Below are 12,392 nucleotides of genomic sequence, written 5' to 3' on the forward strand. Positions count from 1 at the left end.
ACGCGTCCGATCGATCCGGCCCTGTTCGTCGACAAATTAGAACGAGTACCGGCCGACGGCAGTCCACAAAATCAGCGCCCCAACCGGTCGCGGACGGCGTCGAGCGAGTCGTCGTCCAGCCGATCGAGGAGGTCGTCCAGCGACCAGCGGCCGACGAGCATATTGGAGAGGGTGACGCAGACGCTCGCGAGAATCAATCCGAAGAAGACGTCCGTCCCCCAGTGGATCGCCAGGTACATCGTCGAGATGATGACGCTGATCGCGATGAGGACGGCGACGGGGAACCACTTCGGATACTCCTCGCGCGTGTAGTAGGCGAAGATGCCGACCGTCGCGGACAGCGAGGTGTGCAGCGACGGGAAGACGTTGGTGTTGCGGTTGACCTCCCCGGTGAGGTACTGGTACTCCGGATTGTTGTCGTACAGCATCGTCTCGGCGACGAACTCGGGGAGGATGTTTCGCGGTCCGTACGCGATGACCAGCACGTACAGGACGACGCCGAGCGCGTAGTTCAACGAGTAGGCCGTCAGCAGACGGCGGAACATCGTGGTATCCGAGAGCGCGAAGTACGCCACCGGCGGAAAGAGCAGCAGGAACGTGTAGCCGTAGATGTAGCTCGCCGTGAAGTAATCCGTCAGCAACGGCGTGGCGATGTCCTGGAAGATCAGGACGAACTCGCCCTCGATCGAGCGGATCGTCTCGGTCATGTAGAACCCGACGTTCGGCTCATTTTGGCGCATATACCGGTTGAGCATCAGTACGGTGCCGAGAACGAGGAGGGTCGGCGCGGACGTCCGAAGCCGCGGTCGAAACTCCGAGACCGTCCGCGACAGGCGCTCGCGGCCGATGAATACGCCGGCCGCAATCGGGAGCACGAATCCGATGACGATCGCCACTTGCGTCAGTACCTCGGCTAACATCAGTATCGCCCCTGGAGTCGATTCTCGTCGTCGGTGTAGTAGCCGGCCGCCTGAAACGCGTTGCGCGCCGCGTTGACGTTGAGCGTCCCGTCGGTGCCGGCGAACGGCGTCTCGGGGTCCGCGCCGTCCCACGCGAGGTCGTCGGGCGTCCACTCCTCGGTCACCGGCGTCGCGAGCGGCTCCGCGTGACCGCCGAAGACTTCGCTCGCGATCCACTCCTTGTCGATCAGCCGACAGACCGCGCGTCGGAAGTGGAGGTTGCTACACGGCGGCGCCCGCGCGTTGAACCCGATGTGGTAGAACGTCCACGAGGGCGACTCGAGCCGTTCGACGTCGGGGTCGTTCTCGGGAATGTCGCTGAGCGAGTACGCGGCGAGCATCGACGAGGTGACGTCGGCGTTGCCGCTGGCGACCCGCGAGATGGAAGACGGGCTGCCGGGATCGACGGTAAATCGGAGCTCGTCGACGAGCGGCGCGAGGAGGTGGTCGCCCTCGACGTCCTCGCGCAGCGTGAAGTGATCGTCGAACCGCTCGAGCGTGAGGTGGTCCCGTTCGGAGTTGTTCTTATACTGGTAGGGGCCGCTCCCGGTCGGATCGATCGAGTCGCTGGTGACCAGACTCCACGATCCTTGCGGCGCCGAAAACTCCTGGGGGTCGCCGAGCCGGTCCTCGAGCTCCGATTGCCAGACGTGTTTCGGGAGGATCGGGACGGTGAAGGCGCGCTCGCAGACGTCCGTGCCGGCGGCGGCGGTGATCCGCAGCGTGTACGCGTCCTCGATCTCGATATCGTCGATCGCGCTCGCGTGGCCGCGATAGCGGGGCGGCGGCGACGGCGACGCGCGGCCGAGCACGGTATCCTGGAAGAACTGATAGGTGAACTCGACGTCCGCGGCGGTAACCGGTTCGCCGTCGTGGAACCGACAGTCCTCGCGGAGCGAAACTCGCGCGGTCGTCGTCGGTCGGGTCGGCCCGGTAGTCTCCTCGGCGTCAGCCTCGTTCGTCTCGGACCCCGTGACCCACTCCCAGGAGTCGGCGAGCCACGGCAGGACCTCGCCGTCGACGACGGTGCCGAGCGAGTCGTACAGCAGGTCGACGACCGTCCCCCGCTCCCGGACCGTCGCCGAGATCGGATTGACGTTGACCGACGGCCGGGCGTCGGTCACGAGCGCGTTCAGCCGGTCGACGCCGGCGTCCGGCTCGAGGCCGAGATAGCCGCGTCGCGTCGCGAGATGGCCCTGGCCCCAGCCGTCGAAGCGGGTGGTGTTGGCGACCCGGATCTCCTCGGGGCGACAGATCGGATCGAACGGTTTCTCGTCCGCGACGCCGCGGAGTACGTTGGCTAAGCGTTGCTTCCGTTGCTCACCGTCGGCCCGGCGTTGGTCCTCCAGGAGGGTGTCGAAGGCCATGCTGTCGAACCCGAAGGGGTTCTGCCAGCCGGCCTCGTTGGCGTACGTGGAGTGGAGGGCTTCGTAGAGGAAGTCCGGATCGTAATCGGCGGGATGCTGACCGACGTAGATATCGAAGTCGTGGTCGATCAGCACCGCCTTGAGAAAGTCGGTACGAGAGCGCACCTTGAGGGTCACGTCCACGCCGATCGACTCGAGGTGGGACTCGAGGTGATAGGCGATCCGGATGCTTTCTCGGTCGGCGTCCGCGGGGACCGTCACGATGGAGAGCGACAATTGGTCGGTACCGTCCTGGTCGACGACGCGTCTGACCGTATCGACGCAGCCGCTCAGAGAGAGCGAGAGCCCGGCTGCGCCCGCAGCCAGGACGGAGCGTCGATCGACGCCATCAACAGGATCGGTTGGGTTACAATTCATTCAGTCTATTACACCTCTTTGCTGTTGATATATAACAATATTGCGTACTACAATCGGCTATGGGGCACAGTCAAAAACTTTTCCAATCGGCCGTATTTCCGGCTGAACGACGCGTTGTATGGCAATTGATGACGCAGGGCGGAACGGACGGACGGGCCGGCTCCCGACGCTTCCGGGACCGCGTTCGCCGGCGACTGACTCGATCGTCGACTGCGAGAACACAACATCAATAGGCGAACCGCCGAAAGGGTGGGTATGGACGTCGCCGCCGAACGGATCGAGCGCCTGCACGACCTGGCTCGAGCGGCGGCTGCCGACGACGAGCACGACCGGGCCCGCTACTACGTTCGCCTCGCGCGCCGCGTGGCGGAACGAAACCGGCTCACGCTGCCGCGGACGTTTCGACGCTTCACCTGCGACCGCTGCGACGCGTACCTCCGGCCCGGCCGAAACGCCCGCGTTCGACTGCAGGACGGCCACGTCGTGATCACCTGCGACTGCGGGGCCCACACGCGGTATCCGTACGACGATCAGTAGGGTTCGAAACGCCGACGCGCGGGGCCCGGTCGGGGCCTCGAGAGTGTCCGTCTTCCGTGGCAGTCCGATTCGAGAAGATTCAAACGGCTCGGACGGGTAACGGTGGTTATGGATACGCAAGCCCTCAAACAGCAGGCACACGACCTCGACGTCACCGTCTGGGTCGGCAAGAGCGGTATCGACGCGGTCGTCGACGAACTCGACGACCAGCTCGACGACCGCGATCTCGTGAAGGTCAAACTCCTCCGCGCGGCGCGGGCCGGCGGTTCGACCGAGGAGAAGGCGGCCGATCTCGCCGACCGCGTCGACGCCGAACTGATCGAGACGCGCGGACACACCGCCGTCTTCTATCGATGAGCCCCGCGGCCGATCCCGCCCGCGTTCTCGCACAGGCGAACGGGTTGGGTCCGATCGGTCGCACGCTCGAGGAGGCGGGAATCGCCGACGGCGCGCTGGCCGCGAGCGCCGCGAGCGTGCTCCGGTTCGCGGTCGCCGTCGTCGCCATCTGGTTCGTCGGTCGGACGGTCGTCCTGCCGCTGATCCGACGGGCGCTCGACAGACGGGGCCTCGACGAACACGCCAAGAACCCGCTGTTGATGTTGTCGCGGTTCGGCGTGCTCTTTTTCGGCATCGCCGTCGCCTTCGGCTTCGCCGGCTTCGGGAACTTCCTCGTGTCGATGGCCGGCATCGCGGCGGCCGGGGCGCTGGCGATCGGTCTCGCCATGCAGAACGTGATCTCGAACTTCGTCGCGGGCGTGTTCATCTACACCGACAAGCCGTTCCGGATCGGCGACTGGATCGAGTGGGACAACGGCGACTACGCCGGCGTCGTCGAGGACATCAGCCTCCGCGTGACCCGCGTCCGGACGTTCGACAACGAGTTGCTCACGGTGCCGAACTCGGCGCTCACCGACGAGGTACTCAAGAATCCGGTCGACGCCGACAAACTCCGACTGAAGTTCGTCTTCGGGATCGGCTACGACGACGACATCGAGCGGGCGACCGAGATCATCGTCGACGAGGCCGAGCGCCACCCCGACATCATGGACGACCCCGCGCCCTCCGTCCGACTGACGGAGCTCGGCGACTCCGACGTCGGCCTCCAGTCGCGGTTCTGGATCGCGAACCCGTCTCGAGCCGACTTCGTCCGAACGCGCGGCGAGTACGTCACCGCGGTCAAACGGCGCTTCGACGAGGAAGGGATCGACATCCCCTACCCGGTCCGCACGCTCGAGGGCGAATTCCAACTCGAGGAAGGGCGACACATCGGCCAGCCGGCCGAATAGGCCGCGGTCGGCGGTCTGGAACCGGCTCGAACGGACGCTACTCCGACGGGAGTTCCTGGACGACGGCGTCTTCGGGCGGCTCGAACGCGAACGTCTCGTCGTCGAGCCCCTCGTTGAACGAGACCGTCTCGAACTCGTGGATCAGCTCGTGGCGCTCGCCGTTCGGTCCCTCGTAGACCAGCCGTTCCTTCAGCGGGTAGTCGTACTCGGCGTCGATCCAGAGCTGCTGTTCGACGATGGTGAGATCGTCGGGTGCCTCGACCGTCTCGACCGCGTAGACGTACTCTGTATCGCCGACGAGCACCGAGATGCCGCGCTCGACGGCTTCCTCCTTCGCCTCGACGTCGAGCACGTGGGCCTCGCGGTCGGCGATCTCCTCGGTTCCCTCGTACTCGAGGTCGTACCACTGGCTGTACTCGGCGGCCTGCTCGGCGCGGTCGGCCCGCACCGCGTCGTTGTCGAAGGGCTCGTCCGGTTCGAACCGCTGTGCCATCCCCGACTGGGGATAGTACCACCACGTCGTCGACGCGTTCGAGACGTACTGGTCGCCCACTCGGCCGGGGGACGTCGACTCGAGTACCTCGTCCCGGTAGTCGACGTACGGCCGTTCGGCGACGCGAAGCGTCTCGGTACTCGTGCCGTTGCTGCCGTTGACCGTCACCGTGACTTCGCCGGAGACGTCCTCGAGGTCGTCGCTGTGGACGAACGCCGACTCGAAGAGAGACTCCGGCTCGGGCTCGTTCGTGGGCGGTGCGACGGCGACGCAGCCGCTCGTGAGAACGACCACGAGCACAGCGAGAACGACCGCGGCTCGACGGGGTTTCATGTCATCAGTCACTTCACAGCACAGTCCTAAGTTTTTCCATCCGCACGGGGACGAAAACTCCCTCCGATGTGCGAGCCGAAGGGGACCACCCGCGGGACCCGCACCCGGCTGCGAGGTCGGCGGTCGGCCGCGGACCCGACTCGGCCCGCGACTGTCAGCACCCGATTACAGTGCACCCGACACTACCAACGTGTTTTGGCGATGCTACAAAGAGTTAGCCGTCCGAAAAACGGCCCGGGCCGAGCCGAGACGCCGACTGGACCCACACACACTCGAGAACCTATGAGCAGTAACTGTCCGGACTCCGACGCCACCGACAGCACGATGACGCCGAACCAGCACTGGTCGAGCGTTTCGAAACACGTCGTCAACAGCTACGTGGAAGCGAACCACGCCGTCCTCGCCGCGATGGGTCTGACCACGTCGTCGGGCGCCGAGGGCCCGACGGCGGACGGCGAGCCAGAGACCGTCGAGACGCCGGTCGTCGAAGTCGCGTACAGCGACGAGGCGTGGATCATGGAGCGTTCGACCGACAGCTACGACGAGCTCGGCGTCGGCGACTACGTCCGATTCACGAAGCCGATCGAGGAGACCGACGTCTCCGCGTTCGCGCAGGTCTCGGGCGACACGAACCGCCTGCACCTCGCTGACGAGTTCGCCTCCCGGACGCAGTTCGGCGGCCGGATCGCCCACGGCACGCTCGTCGCCGGAACGATCAGCGCCGCCCTGGCCCGGTTCCCCGGGCTGACGATCTACCTCTCGCAGGACCTCGAGTTCCAGGCGCCCGTCGAGGTCGGCGAGACCGTCACCGCCGCCTGCGAGATCGTCGAGGAACTGGGCGACACCCGCTACCGCCTGCACACGACCGTCGAGAACGCCGACGGAACGACGGTGATCGACGGCGAGGCGGTCGTGGTCATCGACGAACAACCCGGCTCCTGAGCCGTTCTCGCGTTCGACTCGTTCGTCCCACGGAATCGCCGCGGAACGACGGCGCCGCGTGGCCCGACGCTGGCGCTCGTTCGAGACCCCGATGGCGACACCAGTCACCAGTAGTGACCCCTCTGATCAGCAGCGACGGGGACGACAGCTCTCGAACAGCCGGCCGAAGTCGATCCGCCGTCCTCCCAAACAGCTGATTTTCCAATCCTCCCTCGAGAGGTCGCCCTGGCCCTGGTTTCGGTCGTCTCTCGTCTTCGATGTCGAAACGAGCCAAAATAACTTGGAGCAATGGTGATGCCCCATCGGCTCGTTTTCGTACTTAATGAGCAGGTCAGAATCCGGGACGAGGATCGTTGCAGTGTGTCGCTCCTGTGAATCGGTGTTCGTCTCCGAACAACAGCCGGACGGCACGATCAGACCGATCGGTGTCTCGGAGGAGTGCACCTGCGGTGACGGCGACTTCCGCCGGATCGCTCCGTCGGAAGACGCCGCGCCGACGGCGGCTCCGCCGTCGGACTGAAGCGAACGGCGGCGCCGTGACGGATTCGGGTATCGACGGCCGCGCTCGATCGTCGCTCGTCGATACCCGACAACAACTGATTTTCGCGTCCGAAACGACGACGAGCCGATAGCGCGTCGATCGTGGCGGTCGCGGCGCTCGAGCGGTTCCGCGCACCGACGACTACGAACGACTGTCGGTCCCGGCTGAGAGACCGAACCGTTCCAAACGGGCGGCTCAGTCGTCTGCCTGCCGACCGCCGACCTCCCCGGGGTCGCCGTCCTGGCCCTCGAGTTGGCCGGGCGTCGGTGAGACGACGTTGGCCGCCTCCTCGGGGGGAACGTCGAGCGGCGTGATCCGGACGCTCGTCACCTTGTACTGCGGGATGAACGACGTCGGGTCGAGCTCGTGCTGGGTGAGCTCGTTGATCGCTCCCTGCGGGAAGTGCATCGGGATGAAGACGACGCCGGGATCGGAGGTGTCCTCGACGTTGGCCTTCACGACGATCTCGCCCTGCCGGGACTGGACGCGGACGTACTCCTGGTCGTCGATGCCCAACTCGTCGGCCATCTCTGGGTGGATCGTCACGAAGCTCTCGGGGACGTGGTTCATCAGCGTCCCGACCCGGCGGGTCATCGTGCCGGTGTGCCAGTGGTAGAGGACCCGCCCCGAGGAGAGCGTGATCGGATACTCCTCGTCGGGCATGTCCGGTGGCTTGGCGTAGTCGGCGGGGACGAAGCGGGCCTTCCCGTCCTCGAAGTTGAACTCGTCCTCGTAGAGGTAGGGGGTGCCGGGATCGTCCTCGTCGAAGCAGGGCCACTGGATTCCCTTGGTCTCCTCCTCGAGTCGCTCGTAAGTGACGCCGCCGTAGATGGGAACGAGGGAATTGATCTCGTCCATCACGTCGGCCGCCGAGTCGTACTCCCAGTCGTAGCCGAACCGCCGGGCGAGCTGGATGAGGATCTCCTGATCCGGTTTCGCCTTCCCCGGCGAGTCGACGGCGGGCCGGACCCGCTGGATGCGCCGCTCGGTGTTCGTGAACGTCCCGTCCTTCTCGGCGGCGGAGGCGGCCGGGAGCACCACGTCGGCGTACTCGGCCGACTCGGTCAGGAAGATGTCCTGGACGGCGAGGAAGTCGAGCTTCGTCAGCGCCTGCTCGGCGTTGTCGAGGTCCGGCTCCGAGAGGACGGGGTTTTCGCCCATGATGAACATGCCCCGGAGGTCGCCGTCGTTGACGGCGTGGAACTGCTCGGGGAGGCGGAGCCCGACGTCGTTCGGCGGGCGCTCGCCCCACTCGTCCTCGAACTTCCGGAGGACCTCCTCGTCGCCGAGGTCCTGATACCCCGGGAGCGTGTGCGGGGCCGGCCCCATGTCGCCCCCGCCGCCCTGGACGTTGTTCTGCCCGCGGAACGCCGAGAGCCCGGCGCGGGGCTTGCCGAGGTTGCCCGTCACCAGCGCGAGGTCGGCGATGGCCAGGACGTTGCGCGTCCCGGTCGTGTGCTGGGTCAACCCCATCGCCCAGCCGAAGATGCAGGTGTCGGCGGTGGCGATCGTCTCGGCGGCCTTCTTCAGTTCCTCGGCGGGGACGGCCGTCAGCTCCTCGACCTGCTCGGGCGTGAACGGCTCGACCTTCTCCTTTAACTCGTCGAAGTGTTTTGTCCGCTCCTCGATGAACTCCTCGTCGTGGAGGTCGTTCTCGATGATGTACCGGATCATCCCGTTCATCCAGGCCACGTCCTCGCCGGGGGTGGTCCGGATGTACTGGTCGGCGTGCTCGGCCAGCCCCATCTCCCGGGGATCGATGACGATGAGATCCGCTCCGTCGCGGACGTTCTGTTTGATCCGCGTCGCGAGGACGGGGTGGGACTCGGTCGTGTTCGAGCCGGTGATGAGGTAACAGTCCGTCTCGCCGATGTCCTCGTTGATCCGGTTGGTCATGGCGCCGTAGCCGACCGTCTGCTGGAGGGCCGCCACCGTCGAGGAGTGACAGAGCCGCGCGCAGTTGTCGACGTGGGGCGTCCCCAGGACCTGCCGGGCGAACTTCTGGTTCAGGAAGTTCTCCTCGTTGGTCGTCTTCGACGAGGAGATGACCGAGAGGCTCTCGCTGCCGTGTTCGTCGCGGATCTCCGAGAGCCCCCGGTAGACGCGCTCGAGGGCTTCCTTCCAGGACGCCTCGCGGAAGCCCTCGCGGCCGACCGGGCCGTCCGGTGCGTCCTCCTTTCGAACGAGGGGTTTCTCGAGGCGGTCGTCGGCGTCGACGTAGTCGTAGCCGAACTTCCCCTTCACGCAGGTCGAGAAGTCGTTCGCCGGCGCCGAGTCCGGGTCGGCGGGCCGGACGCCGAGCACCTCGCCGTCCTTGCCGTAGAGTTCGAAGCGGCAGCCGACGGCGCAGTAGTTGCAGGTGGTCTCGGCCTTCTCGATCCGCGAGAGGCGCGCGTCGCCGATGGTCGTCGCGACGTTGAACAGCTGGCCGGCCGGCATTGCCTGACTGGCGATCTCCTCGGAGACGTGTTCGAACTCCTCGAGAGCGCGGTCGCCGACCTCCTTCAAGGTGTGGCTCATCTGCCGCTTCGAGTCCCCGGCGCGCGATCTCGCGATCGACATGAAGCGGGCGACGCCGGAGAGCTCCTCCTCGGGCTTCGCTCGGCCCTCGACGTCGTAGGGGAGGTCGCGGTTCGGCGCCTCCGTCTGGTCGGCCGTTTCGGCCTTCGGGCTCTCTAAGACCTTCCCGATGGAGTTCTCCTGCGTGAAGCCGGGCAGCGGAATCGTCGCGGCGTCGGTCAGCCCCTGCTCGACCAGCGCGCCGGTCGGACAGACGGTCGCGCAGTGGCCACAGGAGACGCAGGTGGACTCGTCGAAGGTCTCCTCGCCGTTCTGGAAGGCGATGCGGGTGTCCTGACCGTTGCCCTCCATTCGGAGGACGCCCTCGACCTGCACGTCGTTGCAGGCCTCGACGCAGCGGTTACAGAGGATGCACTTGTTGCGGTCGATCTGGATGGCCGGCGAGGTGTCGTCGAGCGGTTCGTACTGGTCCCGGTCCTCGAAGACGCCCCACCGTGGCTCCTCGACGCCCTGCTCGATGGAGGTGTCCTGCAGTTCGCAGCGGCCGTTCTGGCCGCAGGTCGTACAGCGGAGGTTGTGGTCGGAGAGCTGCAGGTCGAGGTTGACCTCGCGGGCCTCGGCCGCGTCGTCCTCGTCGGTTCGGACCGTCATCCCCTCCTCGACGGGGTGCGAGCAGGACGTCACGAGTCCGTGTTCTTCCGTGTGGACGGTGCAGGTCCGACACTCGCCGCGCGGCCCGATCGCGTCGGCCTGTTCGGTGTCGCGGTCGTAGTAACAGAGCGCGGCCAGCTCGTCGGCCGGCTCGACGGACTCGATCGCGTCGATGATCGTCGAGCCCGGCGGGACCGAGACGGGCGTCCCGTCGACCGTGAGGTGGGTCATTCCGTCCTCGCCGTCTCCGGAGCGAACGTCCGGGTCGTTAGCGGTCCCGGTCTCGAACTGCTCCGTGAGCGGCGTACTCGGCCGCGGATCGGCGACGTTCGGCACCGAAGGGAGCTTCTCGACGGCGGTCGGTCGCCGTTCGGTTTCCGCGTCGTCGACGTGGCTCGCCGGGTCCTCGCTGCTCATCGGTTCCCCCCCGTCTGGCGTCCGGCGGTCTGGGTCATCGCGCCCTCACACTCGCCGCTGGGACAGCGGCCCTCGGTGTGAGCGGCCACCTCGCGCTCGAACTCGCGCATCCCCGTGACGGCCGGTCGAATCGCCGTGCGGCCGAAGTGGCAGATGCTCGTTTCGCCCATCACGCGGGTCAATTCGCGTATCTTCGCGTCTTGGTAGTGACCGTCGTAGATATCTCGAAGCATGTTCGTGAGTTCCTGGGTTCCCTCGCGGCAGGTGACACAGCGCCCGCAGTTCGACTCCATCGCGAAGTTCGCTCGCCGCCCGGCCGTCGCGAGCACGCAGTTGTCCTCGTTTAATAGTTCGACCACGCCCTCAGTTCCGAGCCCGGCGCCGGCGAGGGCGGGCGCCGACGGTGACTGCGAGAGCGACCGCGTGAGCCCGCCGAACTGGCCGCCGACGCAGGCCATCTTGAACTGCCCCTCGAGGGAGACGGCCTCTCGAGCGTCGGCCAGGTTCCCACCGGTCGGGAGCTCCAGGGTCGCCGCCGCGTCGACGTCGCCCGTGACGGTGACCAGCCGAGTGCCGGGATCGGCGTCGTCCGCGTCGAACTCCTCGGGGTGGAGCATCGCGCGGCGGACCTGCGCCATCGTCCGCGGGGTGTGGACGACGGTCGGTCGCCCGTAGAGCCCGTGTTCGGCCGGCGACGGCGGCCGGAGGCGCGCCTCGAGGCGGTCGTTGCCCTCCATGGCCTCGAGGGCCATCGTCGGCTCGCCGGCGATGAACCGATCCGGCCCGACGACGACCTCTGGCCCACTCTCTCGATCGAGTTGTTCGGCGAACCGCTCCTCGGCGTTTCGGGCGGCCTCGTGGACGCGCTCGCGGGCTCGGTCGTCGTTCTCGTTGCAGTAGACGACGACGTCGTCGGCGCCGACCAGTTCGGCGACGGCGAGGGCCCCGTCGAGCACCTCGCCCGGCGCGGCCTCGAGCAGCGTCCGATCGGTCGCGTTGCGGTCGTCGCTCTCGTTGGCGTTGACGACGACGACCGGGTCGTCGGCCTCGGAGTCGGACTCGTCAGACCCCTCCGCGGCCGCCTCGCGGGCTAGTTCCCACTCCTCGACGACGGGATCGTCGACGCTCCAGTCGCCGCGACCGCGGCCGAGCAACCCCACGTCGCGGACCCGCGAGAGCGCTTCGTCGGGGTCGTCGCCGGCCAGTTCGGCCGCCGACTCGTCGGGTACCGACGCGGGATCGACCCAGCCGCAGCGGCCGAGGACGCGGCGCCGACCCACCGCCAGCGGCCCGTCCTCGGGCGTCGGAAGCGACGCCGGCTCCGGCTCGTGGTCGACGACCGTCACGGGGTCGTCGGTCGGCAGTTCGCCGCGCTCGAGCGTCTCGACGAGCGATTCGAGTCGGCCGACGACCGGCGCGGAATAGAAGACCGTCTGACCGCCGTCGGTGAGGAGAACCAGCGGCTCTAGCTCCCGAACGCCGGTCGGTCCGGTCTCGAGGACGCGGGTTTCCTCGGCCGCCGAACGAATCTCGTCCAGCGCGCGCTGTTTTCGTCGTTCGCTCTCCGACCCGCCGGCGACGCGAACGATGGCCGCTTCGTCCGTCGACTCGGTCCGTTCATCCATTGGCCCCGTCTCCGACGCCGGGATACGAAAAAGCACACCCTGAACGGGGACGAGCGGATCTCCGGCGTGTCAGTCGCGCGACTGGCTGGCACCGATCAGTCCGGGAATCCGTACGTGGTGTCGGATCAGAACGGGGGTTCCAGCGTCGCTCGCTCCCTGCGGCGCGCTCCGAGCGCTACCGCGAGGGCGCCGAGTATCGCGACGAGCAACAGCGCCACTGCCCCGACGCGTCGCCCGCTTTCGCGTTCCGTTTCGGTCGCTTCCGACGGCGTTCGATCGCCGAACATACCCTACCGTTTGCGGA

The 12,392-nt window shown here is 67.0% G+C and carries 11 protein-coding genes; 5 read left to right on the top strand and 6 right to left on the bottom strand.

Annotated elements, in window-relative coordinates:
• Window positions 1–71: 71 nt before the first annotated feature.
• Together HTZ84_RS11770 and HTZ84_RS11775 are read right to left on the bottom strand one after the other, a co-directional pair.
• The gene (locus HTZ84_RS11770) at window positions 72–920 is read right to left on the bottom strand and encodes a phosphatase PAP2 family protein (protein ID WP_174680855.1); all 849 of its coding nucleotides are present in this window, start codon (window positions 918–920) and stop codon (window positions 72–74) included.
• Window positions 920–2,743, bottom strand: a complete 1,824-nt coding sequence (locus HTZ84_RS11775; protein ID WP_174680856.1) for an ABC transporter substrate-binding protein — start codon at window positions 2,741–2,743, stop codon at window positions 920–922. Before HTZ84_RS11775 ends, HTZ84_RS11770 begins: the two co-directional genes overlap by 1 nt.
• Before the next feature lie 255 nt (window positions 2,744–2,998).
• Here HTZ84_RS11775 and HTZ84_RS11780 point away from each other — a divergent pair, with 255 nt between their 5' ends.
• From HTZ84_RS11780 to HTZ84_RS11790, 3 genes are all read left to right on the top strand, one after another.
• Window positions 2,999–3,280, top strand: coding sequence for a ribonuclease P protein component 4 (locus HTZ84_RS11780; RefSeq protein ID WP_174680857.1), 282 nt, complete (start codon window positions 2,999–3,001; stop codon window positions 3,278–3,280).
• A 108-nt stretch (window positions 3,281–3,388) separates the two neighbouring features.
• Window positions 3,389–3,637, top strand: coding sequence for a YhbY family RNA-binding protein (locus HTZ84_RS11785; RefSeq protein ID WP_008892669.1), 249 nt, complete (start codon window positions 3,389–3,391; stop codon window positions 3,635–3,637).
• A complete protein-coding gene (locus HTZ84_RS11790) occupies window positions 3,634–4,566 on the top strand; it encodes a mechanosensitive ion channel family protein (RefSeq protein WP_174680858.1) in 933 nt (310 codons plus the stop codon). The genes HTZ84_RS11785 and HTZ84_RS11790 overlap by 4 nt, the downstream gene beginning before the upstream one ends.
• A gap of 37 nt (window positions 4,567–4,603) precedes the next feature.
• Here HTZ84_RS11790 and HTZ84_RS11795 read toward each other — a convergent pair whose 3' ends face one another.
• Window positions 4,604–5,392, bottom strand: coding sequence for a LolA family protein (locus HTZ84_RS11795; protein ID WP_174680859.1), 789 nt, complete (start codon window positions 5,390–5,392; stop codon window positions 4,604–4,606).
• Window positions 5,393–5,674: 282 nt separating this feature from the next.
• Between HTZ84_RS11795 and HTZ84_RS11800 the strand changes: the two genes are divergently transcribed.
• On the top strand, window positions 5,675–6,334 hold the full coding sequence (locus tag HTZ84_RS11800) for a MaoC family dehydratase (protein WP_174680860.1): 660 nt from the start codon (window positions 5,675–5,677) through the stop codon (window positions 6,332–6,334).
• Between the two features lie 322 nt (window positions 6,335–6,656).
• Window positions 6,657–6,854: a hypothetical protein gene (locus tag HTZ84_RS11805; RefSeq protein ID WP_126663037.1), complete on the top strand. Its 198-nt coding sequence runs from the start codon at window positions 6,657–6,659 to the stop codon at window positions 6,852–6,854.
• 216 nt (window positions 6,855–7,070) lie between these two features.
• Here HTZ84_RS11805 and fdhF read toward each other — a convergent pair whose 3' ends face one another.
• The 3 genes from fdhF to HTZ84_RS11820 all read right to left on the bottom strand — a co-directional run bounded on the left by fdhF (window position 7,071) and on the right by HTZ84_RS11820 (window position 12,375).
• Entirely contained in the window at window positions 7,071–10,463 is a 3,393-nt protein-coding gene (gene fdhF / locus HTZ84_RS11810) for a formate dehydrogenase subunit alpha (protein WP_174680861.1), read from the bottom strand.
• Window positions 10,460–12,088, bottom strand: coding sequence for an NADH-ubiquinone oxidoreductase-F iron-sulfur binding region domain-containing protein (locus tag HTZ84_RS11815; protein ID WP_174680862.1), 1,629 nt, complete (start codon window positions 12,086–12,088; stop codon window positions 10,460–10,462). Before HTZ84_RS11815 ends, fdhF begins: the two co-directional genes overlap by 4 nt.
• Window positions 12,089–12,213: 125 nt before the next feature.
• Window positions 12,214–12,375 (bottom strand): hypothetical protein, encoded by a 162-nt coding sequence (locus HTZ84_RS11820; RefSeq protein ID WP_160168003.1) that lies wholly within the window; start codon window positions 12,373–12,375, stop codon window positions 12,214–12,216.
• Window positions 12,376–12,392: the final 17 nt, after the last annotated feature.

The organism is Haloterrigena gelatinilytica (genome assembly GCF_013342145.1).
Classification (GTDB): Archaea; Halobacteriota; Halobacteria; order Halobacteriales; family Natrialbaceae; genus Haloterrigena; species Haloterrigena gelatinilytica.

What these genes read in the sequence shown, in the direction of transcription:
- HTZ84_RS11815 (WP_174680862.1), bottom strand. Translation starts at nt 12,088, where the DNA reads ATGGATGAACGGACCGAGTCGACGGACGAAGCGGCCATCGTTCGCGTC.
- HTZ84_RS11790 (WP_174680858.1), top strand. Translation starts at nt 3,634, where the DNA reads ATGAGCCCCGCGGCCGATCCCGCCCGCGTTCTCGCACAGGCGAACGGG.
- HTZ84_RS11780 (WP_174680857.1), top strand. Translation starts at nt 2,999, where the DNA reads ATGGACGTCGCCGCCGAACGGATCGAGCGCCTGCACGACCTGGCTCGA.
- HTZ84_RS11800 (WP_174680860.1), top strand. Translation starts at nt 5,675, where the DNA reads ATGAGCAGTAACTGTCCGGACTCCGACGCCACCGACAGCACGATGACG.
- HTZ84_RS11785 (WP_008892669.1), top strand. Translation starts at nt 3,389, where the DNA reads ATGGATACGCAAGCCCTCAAACAGCAGGCACACGACCTCGACGTCACC.
- HTZ84_RS11775 (WP_174680856.1), bottom strand. Translation starts at nt 2,743, where the DNA reads ATGAATTGTAACCCAACCGATCCTGTTGATGGCGTCGATCGACGCTCC.
- HTZ84_RS11805 (WP_126663037.1), top strand. Translation starts at nt 6,657, where the DNA reads ATGAGCAGGTCAGAATCCGGGACGAGGATCGTTGCAGTGTGTCGCTCC.
- HTZ84_RS11795 (WP_174680859.1), bottom strand. Translation starts at nt 5,392, where the DNA reads ATGAAACCCCGTCGAGCCGCGGTCGTTCTCGCTGTGCTCGTGGTCGTT.
- HTZ84_RS11770 (WP_174680855.1), bottom strand. Translation starts at nt 920, where the DNA reads ATGTTAGCCGAGGTACTGACGCAAGTGGCGATCGTCATCGGATTCGTG.
- HTZ84_RS11820 (WP_160168003.1), bottom strand. Translation starts at nt 12,375, where the DNA reads ATGTTCGGCGATCGAACGCCGTCGGAAGCGACCGAAACGGAACGCGAA.
- fdhF (WP_174680861.1), bottom strand. Translation starts at nt 10,463, where the DNA reads ATGAGCAGCGAGGACCCGGCGAGCCACGTCGACGACGCGGAAACCGAA.